This is a genomic window from Mesorhizobium sp. P2_C5_2 (assembly GCF_056404535.1).
Map to the genome: position 1 here is coordinate 526,187 of NZ_JBFUDV010000003.1, position 14,928 is coordinate 541,114.

Sequence of the window (14,928 nt, forward strand, 5' to 3'; positions counted from 1 at the left end):
CCGGTTTCGCGACTGCGAGGAACCAAGATTTCGACGCCCACATTCCTTGAGATCGCTCGCCGCGCCGGGGTCGGTACCGCGACGGTTGAGCGCGTGCTGAACGGCAGGGGCGGGGTGAGGCCCGCAACCGTCGAAAAGGTCGTTGCCGCCGCGCGCTCGCTCGACTATCCGCGCCGCCTGCCGGAAGCCCATCGCGGCGTGATCAGGATCGAGGTCATCCTGGTGCGCCCGGACGCTACCTTCTTTGCCCGTCTCTCCCGCGCCTTCGAGCGCATAGCCGCGACGCTCGACCGCGCCATTACCGTCCACCGCACCTTTCTCGATGAGGCGGACCCGGCGGCCATCGCCCGGCGCATTCTTGATCCCGAGATGCGCCGCGCCGGCCTGATCCTCGCCGTTCCCGACCATCCGCTGGTCGGCGCCGCCTTGAGGAAGCTCGAGGCTGAGAACATCCCGACCGTGCAGATCGTCACTGAGATTTCCGGCACCAGCGGCGCCTATGTCGGCATCGACAACTACGCGGCCGGGCGCATGGCCGGACTCATGCTGTCGCGCATGCAAAGGCGGCCAGGCAAGGTGGTGGCGGTCTGCCACAGTCAAATCTACCGCGTGCATCGCGATCGGGTGCGCGGCTTCTTCGACTATTTGATGCAGACGGCGACCGACGACTTCGAACTGGTCGGTGCACTGTTCGGTCATGACGACGGCGACCGCAACGCCGAGCAGCTTCTGGAAGCCTTGAAGCGCTGGCCGGACCTTGCAGGCCTCTACAATGCCGGTGGCGCGAACGCCGCGCTGAACGATGTACTGAAGCGCCACCCGCTCGGCCGCCGGGTCTTCTTCGTTGGCCACGAGCTCACCGAGCGCAGTGCCGTCGCACTTCGCGAGGGCACGATGGATGTCGTGCTTGACCAGGCACCCGAGGCGCAGGCAAGGCGCGCCATGGATCTCGTGCTTGCGACATTGAGCTTGCACGACCTGCCGGTCGAGAACCCGCCAATCCGCTTCGTCACATTCACCGCCGAGAACCTTTGATCTGATTTGATCAAGGTATAGCAGGCCTTCGCCTCCCTTGTGGTGCTAACTCCCCGCGAACGGAAGGCGATCGCATATGAAGTTCGCCCCCTCATCCGGCCGCTTCGCATCCGCCTTCCCCGCTAGGGGAGAAGAGGCTGGCGCCAAGCGCAGACGATCGCCCTTTCCTCTCGGGGAAAGGTCGGATTGCCGCAAATCAGGCAATCCGGGTGAGGGGGCATTTTCGCATATGCGATCGTGAAGGGGAGGACGACGAGTGACGAGACGGCTGACGGCCTACGATCTCAGGAGCGCCAAGGGCAGCCGCAAATGGCTGCAGCTTCACGTCGACACGCCGGCCGAGGCCGCCGCAGCTGTCGCCTGCAATATCGTGATCCTCTCCAGCGAGCCCGACCACAATCTGGAATTGATCCGTCAGGCGGCGCCTCTCGCCTTCTTGTCGGTCGGCATGCAGCATGGCGCGGTCGCCTCGCCCGACGAGGCGGTACGGCTCGGCTTTGCCATGCTGCGGCGCGGAGCTGACGCCGTCTATTGCTCGCATTCACCGCGCTTCATCGAGGCGATGGCGGCAGAGGGTATCCCGGTTACCGGCCATGTCGGCCTGGTGCCGAACCGCGCCACCTGGACCAATTTCCGCGCCATCGGACGCACGGCGGAAGAAGCATTCAAGGTACTGCGCGCGGCGAAAGATCTGGAGAATGCAGGTGCGGCCTGTATCGAGGTCGAGGTGGTTCCGGTGCGGCTGGCCGAGCACATCACGCGCGCGACCCCGCTGATCACCATGGGCATGGGCTGCGGCTCGGCCTGCGACACGCAATATCTGTTCTCCAGCGACGTGCTGGGCACGCATGCCGGCCACTATCCGCGCCATGCCAAGCGCTACGCCGACTTCGTCACGCTGGAGGCGGAGCTGCAGGAAAAGCGCATCGCCGCCTTCCGCGCCTTCGACCGCGACGTGGCCGCGGGCAGCTACCCCGAAGCCAAGCACCAGGTCGACATGGACGATGCCGCCTACGACCGCTTTTTGACCCTTTCCCAATCCCTGTGAGACCAGCATGGACGACCTGAAATACGGCAAACGCAACAAGCGCGGCGACTGGGCACCGGACGAAGCGGCCGGCACCGCGCCGCTGTTTACCTTTCCGCCGCGCCCGCTGGCGCTGCTGAAATGGCTGCCGAGCTATTTCCTGCCCTACAATCTGCTCTTCGCGCTCTCGGCGGTGGCGTGGTGGCGTTTCGTGCTGCCCGACGTCGAGGTGATGAAGACGCTCTCCGTCGGCTGGATCCTGCGCCTCTTCCTCGTCAACTGTGCGGCGCTGCTCGTCTTCTTTGGCGTCTTCGAGCTTCGACTCTACATCTTGAGAGCCCAGGGCAACCGCTTCAAATACAACGGCAAATGGCCATCCGAGCAGAAGAGCAAGGCGTTCTTCTTCGAGAATCAGAACCTCGACAACATGCTGCGCACCTTCGGTACCGGCATGCCGATCTGGACGGCCATCGAGGTGGCGATCCTCTATGCCTACGCCAATGGCTACGTGCCGTGGCTAACTGTCGCCGAGCACCCAGTCTACCTGTTCTGCCTGGCGCTGGTGGTGCCGATCATCCACGAGACGCATTTCTTCCTGCTGCACCGGGCGATCCACTGGCCGCCGCTCTACAAATGGGTGCATTCGGTGCACCACAATTCAGTGAACCCCTCGCCGTGGTCGTCGCTGTCGATGCATCCGGTCGAGCAGTTCGGCTATCTCGGCGTTGCATTCTGGCACCTGATCATCCCGTCGAACCCGCTGCTCGCGCTCTACCAGCTCCACTATGCCGGCTTCGGCGCCATTCCCGGTCATGTCGGCTTCGACAAGGTCGAACTCGGCGAGGACACCAGCATCGATAGCCACGCCTACATCCACTACCTCCATCACAAATATTTCGAGGTGAACTACGGCGACGGGCTCATCCCGTTCGACCGATGGTTGGGCACTTTCCACGACGGCAGCAAGGAAGGCGAGGCCCGCATGCAGGCCCGCTACGAGAAGAAGAAGGCGCGCGCCAACGCCGCCCAGTGACAACCCAAAAGACAGTCACGCGAGGCGGTTCCGGCTGTCATCGCAAGCCATCCCGCAAGGGCCGGAAGTCAAAGGAGGAGTGAACCGGCACTCCATCCGCAAGGGAGGAAAACCGTGAAGAAACTTCTCATTTCGACAGCGTTGGCGGCCTTGATGTCGACGGCATTCACCGCAACTATGTCGACCAATGCGATGGCTGCAAAAATCGGCGTCAGCATCGTCAACTTCGACAACAATTTTCAGACGTTGCTGAGGGACGGCATGCAGGCCCGCGCCAAGGAGAAGGGCGCCGGCATCCAGGTCGAGGACGCGCAGAACGACGTCGCCAAGCAGCTCGACCAGGTCAAGAACTTCATCGCCAGCGGCGTCGACGCCATCATCGTCACGCTGGTCGACACCAATGCGTCAAGGACGCTCAGCGAGGAAGCCGCCAAGGCCGGCATCCCACTGGTCTTCGTCAACCTCGAACCGTCAGACATGGCGAACCTGCCGGAGAAACAGGTCTATGTCGGCTCCAACGAGGTGGAGTCAGGCACTCTGGAAGCGTTCGAGGTGTGCAAGATGCTGCGCGCTAAAGGCAAGTCGGCAGGTGCCAACGCCTACATCGTCATGGGCAGCCTGGTTCATCAGGCGGCCTTGCAGCGGACCAAGGATGTCGAGCAGATCTTCGGCACCGACATGTGCAACTTCATCAAGATCGTCGACAAGCAGTCGTCCGAATGGTCGCGCGACAATGCGCAGAACCTGATGACCAACTGGCTGACCGCCGGTGGCGCGCCGGACGCCGTCATCGCCAACAACGACGAATCCGCTATCGGCGCCATCCTGGCGCTGAAGGCCAACGGCATCGACATGAAGAACGTGGTCGTCGGCGGCATCGACGCCACGCAGGACGGGTTGCAGTCGATGAAGGCCGGCGACCTCTCTGTGACGGTGTTCCAGAACGCCAAGGGGCAGGGCGGCGGCGGTGTCGACGCCGCACTCGCGCTGGCCAAGGGCGAGAAGGTCGACCGCGTCGTCTACGTGCCGTTCGAGCTGGTGACGCCGGCCAACGCGGCCGACTACCTCAACAAGAACTAATCCCAGGACGGGGCCTCTGGGCGGCTGTCATTGCCGTTCCGGAGGCCCGGCCGCAACCCATAGAGGAAAAAATGTCCAGCTGGATCACGGTCTGCGGCCTCGACGATATCGAACAGGAAGGTGCCCGCCGTTTCGACCACGAAGGTCGGACCTACGCGGTCTTCCGCTCACCCGACGACGAGGTTTTTTGCACGGACGGCCTCTGCACACATGAGGCCGTCCATCTCGCCGACGGGCTGGTCATGGACTACGAGGTCGAATGCCCCAAGCATGCCGGTGCCTTCGATTATCGCACCGGCGCGGCAAAGCGCCTGCCACCTTGCGTCAATCTCAAGATCTATCCTGCGAGGGTCGAGGAGGGCTCCGTCCTGGTTGCGATGCCAACAACAGGAGCCTAGTCCAGGCGGGGCAGTCGACTTTGTTCCTGGACGCGCGTTGTGCGGCCGGCGAAATAGAAGCCATCGAACTGGCTGACTTCATTAGACAGTTGAAAAAGAAAGGGTGCAAGTCGGTGGCAATGCTTGGTATTGCACTTTGAACTTTGTGCTTTGCCCATGATTGGACATGTCGAGGTCCAAAGCTGCCTTTAGCGCCCGAGGTAGGCTATTCCGATCGCGTTGTGAACTCGTTGGAGATATCCACCGCCTAGATGTTTTCTCGGGTGTAGATTTCGAACGGCAGGATGGTGGTGACGTTGCCGCCCTCGTTCGGCGCCGAGACGGCGCGGACCATGCCGGCCAGCGCTTCCTGCGCGATGCGGACGAGTGGGTGCGAGATGACGAAGGTCAGCGTGCCGTCGAGCAGCGCCGGGCGGGTCGAGTCCATCAGTTCGTAGCCTACGACGACGATACTGCCGGCGCGGCCGGTGGAGCGAAGTGCTGCGATGGCGCCGGTGATGCCACCGCCGGCGACGTAAAGGCCGGACAGATCCGGATTCTCGTTGAGCAGCTTTTCGGTCATCTCCTGCGCGATCGCGCTGGATTCGAAGGTCAGCAGCGGCTCCAGCAGCGTGAAATCAGGCGCGTGCTCGCGGAAATAGGAGCGGAAACCGCTTTCGTTCATCTCCTGGCAGCGATAGCGATGGTTGCCGACGAGGATGCCGAGCTTGCCGGGCGCCCGGCAGACATGCTCGAACACCCAGGCTGCGGTGCGCCCGACCTTCCAGTTGTCGAGGCCGATATAGTTGACATGGCCTGTGGCCGAGATCTGCGAAATCAGCGCGAAGACCGGGACGTTGCGGGCATGCAGCGCATCGACCGCCTGGGTGACCAGAGGATGGACCGCGGCGACTACGCCGACGGCATCACATTCGGCGCCCAAGGCCAGCATCCGGGCGGCGACGTTCTGCGGTGACAGATCGTCGAGAAACTCTGTGCGCAACTCTATCTCGCAGTCAGGCATGGCAGGCGCCACCGCGCGCAGCGCCTCGGCGATGTTGCGATAGAAGGCGCGGCCGGGCTGGTGCAGCAGAAAGCCGAAGCGGTACCGCGGCCGGGCGGCCGCTATGCGGCTGCGCAGCGCGCCCATGCCGTAGAAGCCGATCTGCTCGGCCGCCAGCCTGACGCGCTCGCGCGTGCCCTGGCGGACGGCGCCGGCGCCGCTCAGCACCCGGTTGACGGTGGCCACCGAGACATTGGCCTCGGCGGCGACATCCCTGATCGTTGGCCGCTTGTTTTGATCCATTTTGTCTCATCCGTCTGTAGCAATTGATACGACGATATCATTTGCCGTGCGCGATTGATATGAATGACACAATAGGTTTGGAATAAACATTCTATTCTTGATTCATTTTGGATCAAGATGTTTATCTCGGGAAAAGCAAGCAAGGCGGACGCACCGCCAGCCCAGGGACAGCAGCAGCACAGCGCAGACGGGTTTTCGCCCACCGCCCCGGCGGTGTCAGGCAGCGTGCGCGTGCGGGCCGTCCTGGGCATGGCCGGTGCGCTTTGTGGGTGGAGGATTTGCATGGACGATCTCAAATACGGCGCGCGCGACAAGCGCGGTGACTGGAAGCCGAACGGGCGCATCGAGGGGGCGCCGTTGTTGAACTGGCCGCCCAGGTTGCCGAAAATCCTGGCATGGCTGCCCGGCTATATCTGGCCGTGGAATGCGTTCCACATGGCCACGGCGCTGATCTACTGGTTCTATGTCGTCCCCGGCGTCGAGACGATGAAAACCCTCAGCTGGGGCTGGGCGCTGTGGCTCTACGCCGTCAACGCCGCTGCGATCCTGGTGTTCTACGGCATCTTCGAGTTGCGCTATTACATCAGGCGCACCCAGGCGACGCGGTTCAAATACAACCACAAATTTCCAGGCGATGCGCCTTCGGATGTGTTCTGGTTCCAGAGCCAGAACCTCGACAACTTCCTGCGCTCGTTCTTCATCACCATCCCGTTGTGGACCGTGGTCGAAGTCATTTTCCTGTGGTGCTTTGCCAATGGCTACGCACCGTGGCTCAGCTGGTCGGATCATCCAGTCTACCTCGCCGCACTGGTGCTGATCGCGCCGGCCATTCACGAGGTGCACTTCTTCTTTATCCACCGCCTGATCCACTGGGGACCGCTGTATCGCTGGATCCATTCGGTCCATCACAATTCGATCAACCCCTCGCCGTGGTCGTCGCTGTCGATGCATCCGGTGGAAGGCTTCCTTTATCACGCGGTCGCCTTCTGGCACCTCATCATCCCGTCCAATCCGATCGTTGCGCTGTTCCAGCTGCATGTTGCCGGCTTCGGCGCCGTCAACGGTCATCTCGGCTTCGACAAGCTTGAGGTGAGCGAGGACACGGCCGTCGATAGCCATGCCTACGCGCACTACCTGCACCACAAATACTTCGAGGTGAACTACGGCGGCGACGGGCTGATCCCGCTCGATCGCTGGTTCGGCACCTGGCACGACGGCACCAGGGACGGCGACGCCGCGATGGACGCCCGCTTCCAGAAAAAGAAGGAACGCATGAACGCCAAGGCCGCGGCGAACCATTGATCAATTGACGCCACGCGCAACGGGAGAGGTGCGCGTGCAGATGAATTCAACGTTTTTCTAAATCCGTCCGAGGACGGCAACCGGGAGGAAATGACATGAAACGCACCACGAACTTTTTGACGGCGATGATGACGGCCGCCGTGCTGGCGACATCAGCCACAGCGGCGATAGCCGACGGGGCGAAGATCTTCGTCATCGGCGGCAAGGCGGACGACCCGTTCTGGTCGAAGGTCAAGAAGGGCGCAGACGACGCCGGCAAGGTCGCTGAACTCACCGGCGGCTCGGTCACCTGGCTCGGTCCGCAGAATTACGACAATCTCGGGCCGGACGCAGCCAAGCTGATCCGCACCGCGCTCAGCCAGAAGCCGAGCGCCATCGTCGGCCCCGACTGGGTGCCGGAGGCGATGGATGACGCCTTCAAGGAAGTCGTTGCCGCGGGCGTGCCGCTCATCATCTACAATTCCGGCGGCATGGATGCAGCCAAGCGGCTCGGCGCCATGAACTATGTCGGTAACGAAGAATACACGGCTGGTCTGGGCGGTGGCGCCTATTTCGGCAGCCATGGCGCCAAGAACGTTCTGTGCGTCAACACCTTGCCGGGCTCCACCAACACCGAAGACCGCTGCAAGGGCATCGCGGACGCCATCACCAAGAGCGGCGGCAAATCGAGCCAGCTGCCGCTGCCTTCATCCAGCTTCGGCAACCCGACCGCGGTCGCCGAGGCCATCAAGGCGGCCGTGTTGAAAGACAATACGCTCGACGGTGTCATCACCATCAGCGCCGGCGACGCCAACAGCGCGGCCAATGCCATCAGCCAGGCCAGTGTCGGCGACAAGGTCAAGCTTGCCTCGTTCGACATGGACGAAACCGGTCTGCAGCGCATCAAGGACGGCACACAATTGTTCGCTGTCGACCAGCAGCCCTATCTGCAGGGCTATCTCGCTGTGTCGTTGCTCAACGGCTTCGTCAACTATGGGCTGGACCTGCCGACGAAACCGGTTCTGACCGGGCCGGGGATCGTCGACGCAGCCAATGTCGCCGCAACGATGGGTGGCGCGGCGGCCGGCGCCCGGTAACGCCCGTCGCTGAGTGTCTGGCCCGAGGTGCATCCGAGGGCCGGACATCGCCAGCCGGCGCCGCGAAGAAAGGCCGCGCCCGGCTCCCCATCGTCCAAGCCAGGGACCATTTTGATGACATCCCAAGCCCATCACCAACCCGCGGTGGCAGCGACAGCGCCCCCGCATTCTTCGATACCCTCGATCGGCAGCCTGGTGCGGCGCCCAGAGGTTGGCTCGCTGATCGGCATGATTGCCGTTCTGGTCTTCTTCTCGATCTTCGGCGGCGCCAATTTCCTGTCGGCCGGCGGGTCCGCCAGCTGGCTCAACGTCGCTTCGGAACTCGGCATCATCGCCCTTCCGGTGGGGCTGCTGATGATTGCCGGACACCTCGATCTCTCCATCGGGTCGATGATCCCGGCCAGCTCAATGACCATTGCCATCCTCTCGGGCCATTACGGGTTGCCAATCATCGTCGGCATTCTCGCAGCGCTCGGCCTCGGGCTGGCCGTCGGCTTCATCAACGGGGTCCTGGTGATCCGCACCAAGGTGCCGTCCTTCGTCGTCACGCTCGCAACGCTGTTCGCGCTGGCCGGCCTGACGCTCGGCCTCTCGGTCATCCTGTCCGGCAGTACGAGTGTGGCGCTGAAGAGCGGGCCGACCGCCAAGCTTTTGTTCGGCGACTATCTCGGCGGCAAGTTTCAGGTCACCCTGTTCTGGTGGATCGCCATCATCCTGGTCGTCGGCTTCATCCTGAATTTCTCGCGCTTCGGCAACTGGATCCTGGCCATGGGCGGCGATGCCGTCAGCGCCCGCAATGCCGGCATCCCGACCGACCGGGTCACCATCGCGCTGTTCATGAGCAGCGGCTTGTGCGCAGCCTTCGTCGGCATGTCGCAGGCGATCCTCTACAACAGCGCCCAGGTGGCGGCGGGACAGTCTTTCATCTTCAACTCGATCATCGCGGTGGTCATCGGCGGCGTGCTGCTCACCGGCGGCTACGGTTCGGTGGTCGGCATCGTGCTCGGCACGCTGACCTTCTCCATCGTCAACCAGGGCATCTTCTACACCGGTTTCGACGCCAACTGGGCGAGCCTGATCATAGGCGTCCTGCTGCTCGCTGCCGTGCTGATGAACAACACCTTCCGCACAATGGCGTTGACCTATGCGCCGCGCACAAAACAGAGGGCCCGCTGATGACCACGCCCTTGCTCAGGCTGACCGCGATCAACAAGTCGTTCGGTCCGATCGACGTGCTCCACGACATTTCGCTGGAGGTTAACGCAGGCGAGGTGCTGTGCCTGCTCGGCGACAATGGCGCCGGCAAATCCACGCTGATCAAGATCCTCTCCGGCGTCCACAAGCCGACATCGGGAACAATGGAAATGGACGGCAAGGCGGTCGAATTCGCCAGCCCGCGCGACGCCAGCGACCATGGCATCGCCACCGTCCACCAGTTTGGCGGAACGTTCGCGCTGATGAGCATCGGCCGTTCCTTCTTCGTCGGCGCCGAGCCGACACGGCGCTGGGGGCCGCTCACCATCTACGACCGCAAACGGGCCAATGAGATCGCCGTCACCGAGATGCGCCAGCTCGGCATCACCCGCATCGATGACGGCGACCGACTTGTCGGCGGACTGTCCGGCGGCGAGCGCCAGGCGCTGGCCATCGCGCGCGCCGTGCATTTCGGCGCCAGCGTGCTGATCCTCGACGAGCCGACCGCAGCGCTTGGCGTCAAGGAGGCGGCGCATGTGCTGCGCATCGTCCTGCAGGCACGCCGCAAGGGCATCGCGGTCATCTTCATCACCCACAATGTGGTCCATGCGCTGACCGTCGGCGATCACTTCGCCGTGCTGATCAGAGGCTCCAAGGCCGCTGATTTCCGCAAGGGTGAGAAAAGCCGCGAAGCCATCACCGATCTGATGGCCGGCGGCGAGCAGATGGCCGAGCTTGAAGCCGAGATCGAGAGCTTCAGCGCGACGCAGTGAAGATGCCCATCTCCTCCTCCCGGGCATCTTCCTGTGCGGCCGGCGGAATCCCGCCGGCCGCCTTTTCAACCAACCAGTGACAGCGTGCAGGAACCAGCAATGGCAAAGTGGATTGATGCGTGTGCGACGGACGATATCGAGGAAGAGGATGTCATCCGCTTCGATCACGAAGGTCGGACCTTCGCCATCTTCCGTAGTCCGGAAGATACCTTCTTCTGTACCGACGGGCTGTGCACGCATGAGAAGGTGCATCTCTGCGACGGGCTGGTTATGGAATACAGGATCGAATGCCCGAAGCACAACGGTGTGTTCGATTACCGGACCGGCGAAGCCGTGCGCGCGCCGGTCTGCGTGAACCTTAAAACCTACGCCACGAAGGTCGAGGACGGCCGCGTGCATATCGAGGTCTGACATGTCCGACACTTTCTCGCTCGCGGCTTGCGCCGAAATGCTCTGGCGCGACCAGCCGATGGAATTTCGCGTCAAACGCCTCACCGAAATGGGCTTCCAGGTCGGCCTGTGGAACTGGCCCGAGCACGACCTCGCAATGCTGGAGAAATCCGGCGCCACCTTCTCGATCATGAACGGCTATCTGCGCGGGCGGCTGGCCGATGACGAGGGCGCCGCCGAACTGTTGAAGACGGCAAAGGAGACGGCGGCGGTCGGCAAGCGCCTCGGCGTCGCACGGCTCAATTTGCACGGCACCGGTCTCGGCGAAGGCGGCCTGCCGGTCACGCCTTGCGAGACCATCACCGGCGCGATGTGGCTAAAGGCGCGCGACACGCTCAACCGCATCGCGGACCTCGCAGAGGCTGAGGGCGTGACCTTCACGCTGGAGAATTTGAACCTTCCGGTCGACCATCCCGGTGTGCCGTTTGGGCGCGCGGAAGACACGTTGGCGCTGGTGTCGAGCGTGAACCGGCCGGGACTGCGCCTCAATCTCGACCTCTACCATGCACAGATCGGCGAAGGGAATCTGATCGAACTGTGCCGCGCCTGCCTGCCATGGATCGGCGAGGTCCAGGTGGCGGACGTGCCGGGACGGATGGAACCCGGCACCGGCGAGATCAACTACCGCGGCATCGCCCGTGCGCTGAAGGACATGGGCTATCGCGGACCCGTGGGCATGGAGGCGTTTGCCTCCGGTGATCCCGAGAGTGCCTTGCAGTCCTTCCGCGAAGCTTTCACAGTCTGAGGAACAACAATGGTCACCAAGAGCAGCCGCCCCACCGTCGCCGACATCCGCGCCATGAAGAGCCGCGGACAAAAGATCTCCATGCTTTACGTCACCACGCTCGAAGAGGCTGCGGCAGCGGATGCGGCCGGCGTCGACATGCTGTCGATCGAGGGCCGCTTCTTCTCACCCGAGATGCGCGAGGCGGCCGGCCGCTGCTTCGTGCAGGTCGGGCTGCCCTACGGCCCGGCCGGCAATCTGATCACCGCAGAGGATTATCTCAAAACCACCTATCACTACATGCGCATCGGCGGCGATTGCTTCTACTGCGCCGCCTCGCTCGATATCCAGAAGACGCTTTGCGACAACGCCGTGCCGGTCGTCGCCCATGTCGGTCTGATCCCGTCGCAATGCACCTGGACCGGTGGCTTCAAGGCCGTCGGCAGGACAGCCGAGAGCGCGCGTGCGGTGTGGGATCATGTCAAGCGCCTGGAGGCCATTGGCTGCTTCGGCGCGGAGCTGGAAGTGGTGCCCGACCGGATTGGCGAACTGATCACCAGGAATACGCCGATGATCATGCTTGGCATGGGCGCCGGGCCACATGCCGACGCGCAGTATCTTTTCAGCGAGGACGTGCTCGGCCACACGGCTGGCCACAGACCGCGCCACGCCAAGACCTACCGCAACTTCGCCGCCGAGTATGAACGGCTGCAGCGCGAGCGTGTCGCCGCCTATCGCGAGTTCATCTCCGACGTGCAGACGGGCGCCTATCCCGAACCGCAGCACGTGGTCCCTATCACCGACACGGAACTGTCCACTTTCAAGGCCGCTCTGGGGCTGTAGCGATTTCGCTGCCTGCCTACCGGTCGCCGCTCAGCGCGTCGCGCAGCGTCTGGATCTGCCGGTTCAGGGCATCGAGCTGAGGCAGCGTCATGCCCGAGCGCTCGATCAGGGTTTCGTTGAGGCAGTTGCACTGGACGAGCAGGGCGCGGCCGGCTGACGTCAGGTCGACCTGCACCTGGCGCTCATCGGTCTGGCTGCGCTGGCGGGTGACCAGGCCTGCCTGTTCCATGCGCTTCACCAGCGGCGTGATGGTACTCGATTCCAGAGCGAGCCTGTGCGCAATGCTGCCGACCGACATGCCGTCGGCCTCGGCAAGCGCGTTCAGCACGAGATATTGCGGATAGGTGATCCCCATCTCGTCCAGCATCGGCTTGTAGGTACGGTTGATCGCCATGCTGGTGGCGTAGAGCGTGAAACAGAGCTGATTGTCCAACGGGAGGGGCACGACGCATTCCTTTGCCGACTGAGCACTTCAGATATGTACCACGAAAAATGATATCGCGATACATATTTTCTCTAGACAAGAGTTTCGATCTGCGCTAGTCATGTAGTTATCGCGATATTTATTATCGCGAAAGATAATCAATGGAGATTGAGATGACCAAGCCCGGCAGCAGCACGATCACCACCAAGGACGGAACCGAGATTTTCTACAAGGATTGGGGAACCGGCCAGCCCATCGTCTTCCATCATGGCTGGCCGCTGAGCAGCGACGACTGGGACGCCCAGATGCTGTTCTTCCTGTCGAAGGGCTACCGCGTCATTGCCCATGATCGCCGCGGCCATGGCCGCTCGACCCAGACCGACACCGGCAACGAGATGGACACTTATGCCGCCGACGTCGCGGAACTGGTGGCGCATCTCGACCTCAAGGACGCCATCCATGTCGGCCATTCCACAGGCGGCGGCGAGGTGGCGCGCTATGTCGGGCGGTATGGCTCGGGCGGTCGTGTCGCCAAAGCGGTGCTCATTGGCGCCGTGCCGCCGATCATGCTGAAGACGGCAGCCAATCCAGGCGGCCTGCCGATCGAGGTGTTCGACGGTTTCCGCTCCGCCCAGGCCGCCAACCGCGCCCAGTTCTTCCACGACGTCGCGGCCGGCCCGTTCTACGGCTTCAATCGACCCGGCGCCGAAGTTTCGCAGGCTGTCGTAGAGAATTGGTGGCGCCAGGGCATGATGGGCGGCACCAAGGCGCATTATGATTGCATCAAGGCGTTCTCGGAAACCGACTTCACCGACGATCTGAAGGCGATCGACGTGCCGGTGCTGGTCATGCATGGCGACGACGATCAGATCGTTCCGATCGCCGACTCGGCGCTGCTGTCGGTCAAGCTGCTGAAGAAGGGCGAGCTCAAGATCTACAAGGGCTTCCCGCATGGCATGGCGACCACCCATGCCGACGTCATCAACGCCGACCTCCTGGCCTTCTTCAAGGCCTAGAATCATCCACCTGGATAGATGAAGGCACCCGCCGTCAGGCGGGTGCTTTTGCTTTCATCGAAATGTCAGCGAGACAGTGCCTATTTGTCGAGAAAACCAGTGATCAGTTTGACGGTGGCGTCGGGGTTTTCTTCCATGATCCAGTGACCGGAGTCAGGCACGATGCCGCCCGTGACATCGGTCGCAACAAGCCGCAATGTATCGGCCTGTGTGGTGCCGGCGGATTTTTCCCCGCCAACAGCCAGCACCGGCATGGTCAGTTTGCCGCCGGCGGCGAGCATCGCCTGGTTGTCGATCGCGTCCTGGTCAAAGGCCTTGAACTGCTCGAAAGCGTCATGCATCGCATGCGGGCGAGCATAGAGTTTGGCGTAGTGCTTGCGCGTCGCCCCGTCGATCTTCTTGGGATCGGCCGACAGTTCGTTGTAGAAACGGTCGAGATAGATGCGCTCGCGCCCCGCGACCAGCCGCTCCATATCCGGACCGCGGAAGTTGAAATGCCAAAGCAGCGGGCTTTGCTTGATCTTTTCCCAGTCGCCGATGCCGGGCAGCGGCGCATCGATGATGACCCATTTGGTGATGCGCTTGGGATATTGCGCGGCAAGCGCATAGCCGACCATGTTGCCGATGTCGTGCGTGACTAGGTCGGCCTTGTCGATCTTCAGCGCGTCCATCACGCCGGCGATGTCGACGGCCTGGTTCTTCTTGGTGTAGCCGGCTTCCGGGTGGGCCGACAGACCCATGCCGCGCAGGTCCGGTACGATGACGGTATGGTCCTTCGCAAGTGCCGCTGCCGCTGCGCCCCACATGTCTCCGGTATCGGCAAAGCCGTGCAGCAGCACGACGGCGGGACCTTTGCCGCCGACGCGAACATAGAGTTTGGTGCCGTTGGTTTCGACGGACTGGGTCTTGAAGCCTGGTGGAAAAGGAACGATGCGTGCCGTAACCGGCAAAGTAAAAAGAAGCACACCCAACACGGCCAGCACGATCTTGCGCATATCTTTCTCCAGAGACGTTGAGTAACTAACCTACGGTCTACAGCGCGCGGCTGACAAGCCGCCGTCAGGCGGGTGCCTTGTGCTGTCAGGCGATGCTCAAGCCGCCATCGATCAGCATTTCCGCGCCGACCATGAACGGGCGTTCGTCGGAGGCCCCAAGCCTTCGTTGATGACTATCTCCTAACAGGCTTTTCACCCGGCGTATGGCGAAAGAATAAACGAGGGCGCAGCAAATGCCGCGCCCTCGGGTCAAATCCGGAAGATGAGCTGATT

General features: G+C 62.6%; 16 protein-coding genes. 13 read left to right on the forward strand and 3 right to left on the reverse strand.

The window, feature by feature from the left end:
- Positions 1 to 27 precede the first annotated feature (27 nt).
- The 5 genes from AC1D1B_RS13855 (at position 28) to AC1D1B_RS13875 (ending at position 4,573) form a co-directional block, all read left to right on the forward strand.
- Complete coding sequence (locus tag AC1D1B_RS13855) at positions 28 to 1,035, forward strand: LacI family DNA-binding transcriptional regulator (RefSeq protein WP_477333316.1); 1,008 nt, start codon at positions 28 to 30, stop codon at positions 1,033 to 1,035.
- Between the two features lie 256 nt (positions 1,036 to 1,291).
- A complete protein-coding gene (locus tag AC1D1B_RS13860) occupies positions 1,292 to 2,083 on the forward strand; it encodes a 3-methyl-2-oxobutanoate hydroxymethyltransferase (protein WP_477332970.1) in 792 nt (263 codons plus the stop codon).
- A gap of 7 nt (positions 2,084 to 2,090) precedes the next feature.
- Positions 2,091 to 3,095, forward strand: coding sequence for a sterol desaturase family protein (locus AC1D1B_RS13865; protein WP_477332972.1), 1,005 nt, complete (start codon positions 2,091 to 2,093; stop codon positions 3,093 to 3,095).
- A gap of 114 nt (positions 3,096 to 3,209) precedes the next feature.
- A complete protein-coding gene (locus AC1D1B_RS13870; RefSeq protein WP_477332974.1) occupies positions 3,210 to 4,175 on the forward strand; it encodes a sugar ABC transporter substrate-binding protein in 966 nt (321 codons plus the stop codon).
- A 71-nt stretch (positions 4,176 to 4,246) separates the two neighbouring features.
- The gene (locus AC1D1B_RS13875) at positions 4,247 to 4,573 is read left to right on the forward strand and encodes a MocE family 2Fe-2S type ferredoxin (protein WP_477332976.1); all 327 of its coding nucleotides are present in this window, start codon (positions 4,247 to 4,249) and stop codon (positions 4,571 to 4,573) included.
- Positions 4,574 to 4,820: 247 nt separating this feature from the next.
- On the opposite strand, the gene AC1D1B_RS13880 is transcribed toward AC1D1B_RS13875, so the two are convergent.
- Positions 4,821 to 5,858, reverse strand: a complete 1,038-nt coding sequence (locus AC1D1B_RS13880) for a LacI family DNA-binding transcriptional regulator (RefSeq protein ID WP_477332978.1) — start codon at positions 5,856 to 5,858, stop codon at positions 4,821 to 4,823.
- Positions 5,859 to 6,140: 282 nt separating this feature from the next.
- Here AC1D1B_RS13880 and AC1D1B_RS13885 point away from each other — a divergent pair, with 282 nt between their 5' ends.
- From AC1D1B_RS13885 to AC1D1B_RS13915, 7 genes are all read left to right on the forward strand, one after another.
- Positions 6,141 to 7,160: a sterol desaturase family protein gene (locus tag AC1D1B_RS13885; RefSeq protein WP_477332979.1), complete on the forward strand. Its 1,020-nt coding sequence runs from the start codon at positions 6,141 to 6,143 to the stop codon at positions 7,158 to 7,160.
- A 95-nt stretch (positions 7,161 to 7,255) separates the two neighbouring features.
- The gene (locus AC1D1B_RS13890; protein WP_477332981.1) at positions 7,256 to 8,236 is read left to right on the forward strand and encodes a sugar ABC transporter substrate-binding protein; all 981 of its coding nucleotides are present in this window, start codon (positions 7,256 to 7,258) and stop codon (positions 8,234 to 8,236) included.
- A gap of 228 nt (positions 8,237 to 8,464) precedes the next feature.
- The gene (locus AC1D1B_RS13895; RefSeq protein ID WP_477333317.1) at positions 8,465 to 9,412 is read left to right on the forward strand and encodes an ABC transporter permease; all 948 of its coding nucleotides are present in this window, start codon (positions 8,465 to 8,467) and stop codon (positions 9,410 to 9,412) included.
- Entirely contained in the window at positions 9,412 to 10,203 is a 792-nt protein-coding gene (locus AC1D1B_RS13900; RefSeq protein WP_477332983.1) for an ATP-binding cassette domain-containing protein, read from the forward strand. The genes AC1D1B_RS13895 and AC1D1B_RS13900 overlap by 1 nt, the downstream gene beginning before the upstream one ends.
- Positions 10,204 to 10,302: 99 nt before the next feature.
- Positions 10,303 to 10,614: a MocE family 2Fe-2S type ferredoxin gene (locus tag AC1D1B_RS13905; protein ID WP_477332985.1), complete on the forward strand. Its 312-nt coding sequence runs from the start codon at positions 10,303 to 10,305 to the stop codon at positions 10,612 to 10,614.
- Between the two features lies 1 nt (position 10,615).
- Positions 10,616 to 11,398 carry a TIM barrel protein gene (locus AC1D1B_RS13910; protein ID WP_477332987.1) on the forward strand — a complete coding sequence of 261 codons (783 nt, stop codon included), beginning with the start codon at positions 10,616 to 10,618 and terminating at the stop codon, positions 11,396 to 11,398.
- A 9-nt stretch (positions 11,399 to 11,407) separates the two neighbouring features.
- Positions 11,408 to 12,220, forward strand: a complete 813-nt coding sequence (locus AC1D1B_RS13915) for a 3-methyl-2-oxobutanoate hydroxymethyltransferase (RefSeq protein WP_477332989.1) — start codon at positions 11,408 to 11,410, stop codon at positions 12,218 to 12,220.
- A 16-nt stretch (positions 12,221 to 12,236) separates the two neighbouring features.
- Here AC1D1B_RS13915 and AC1D1B_RS13920 read toward each other — a convergent pair whose 3' ends face one another.
- A complete protein-coding gene (locus tag AC1D1B_RS13920; RefSeq protein WP_477332991.1) occupies positions 12,237 to 12,665 on the reverse strand; it encodes a MarR family winged helix-turn-helix transcriptional regulator in 429 nt (142 codons plus the stop codon).
- A 152-nt stretch (positions 12,666 to 12,817) separates the two neighbouring features.
- Here AC1D1B_RS13920 and AC1D1B_RS13925 point away from each other — a divergent pair, with 152 nt between their 5' ends.
- Positions 12,818 to 13,660, forward strand: a complete 843-nt coding sequence (locus AC1D1B_RS13925; RefSeq protein ID WP_477332993.1) for an alpha/beta fold hydrolase — start codon at positions 12,818 to 12,820, stop codon at positions 13,658 to 13,660.
- Positions 13,661 to 13,740: 80 nt separating this feature from the next.
- Here the strand turns inward: AC1D1B_RS13925 and AC1D1B_RS13930 are convergent, their stop codons facing one another.
- Entirely contained in the window at positions 13,741 to 14,655 is a 915-nt protein-coding gene (locus AC1D1B_RS13930) for an alpha/beta fold hydrolase (RefSeq protein ID WP_477332995.1), read from the reverse strand.
- Between the last annotated feature and the right edge of the window lie 273 nt (positions 14,656 to 14,928).

Excerpts from the sequence above, each read along its gene's own strand:
- AC1D1B_RS13865 (WP_477332972.1), top strand. The coding sequence starts at position 2,091 with ATGGACGACCTGAAATACGGCAAACGCAACAAGCGCGGCGACTGGGCA.
- AC1D1B_RS13875 (WP_477332976.1), top strand. The coding sequence starts at position 4,247 with ATGTCCAGCTGGATCACGGTCTGCGGCCTCGACGATATCGAACAGGAA.
- AC1D1B_RS13880 (WP_477332978.1), bottom strand. The coding sequence starts at position 5,858 with ATGGATCAAAACAAGCGGCCAACGATCAGGGATGTCGCCGCCGAGGCC.
- AC1D1B_RS13885 (WP_477332979.1), top strand. The coding sequence starts at position 6,141 with ATGGACGATCTCAAATACGGCGCGCGCGACAAGCGCGGTGACTGGAAG.
- AC1D1B_RS13890 (WP_477332981.1), top strand. The coding sequence starts at position 7,256 with ATGAAACGCACCACGAACTTTTTGACGGCGATGATGACGGCCGCCGTG.
- AC1D1B_RS13895 (WP_477333317.1), top strand. The coding sequence starts at position 8,465 with ATGATTGCCGTTCTGGTCTTCTTCTCGATCTTCGGCGGCGCCAATTTC.
- AC1D1B_RS13900 (WP_477332983.1), top strand. The coding sequence starts at position 9,412 with ATGACCACGCCCTTGCTCAGGCTGACCGCGATCAACAAGTCGTTCGGT.
- AC1D1B_RS13905 (WP_477332985.1), top strand. The coding sequence starts at position 10,303 with ATGGCAAAGTGGATTGATGCGTGTGCGACGGACGATATCGAGGAAGAG.
- AC1D1B_RS13910 (WP_477332987.1), top strand. The coding sequence starts at position 10,616 with ATGTCCGACACTTTCTCGCTCGCGGCTTGCGCCGAAATGCTCTGGCGC.
- AC1D1B_RS13915 (WP_477332989.1), top strand. The coding sequence starts at position 11,408 with ATGGTCACCAAGAGCAGCCGCCCCACCGTCGCCGACATCCGCGCCATG.
- AC1D1B_RS13925 (WP_477332993.1), top strand. The coding sequence starts at position 12,818 with ATGACCAAGCCCGGCAGCAGCACGATCACCACCAAGGACGGAACCGAG.
- AC1D1B_RS13930 (WP_477332995.1), bottom strand. The coding sequence starts at position 14,655 with ATGCGCAAGATCGTGCTGGCCGTGTTGGGTGTGCTTCTTTTTACTTTG.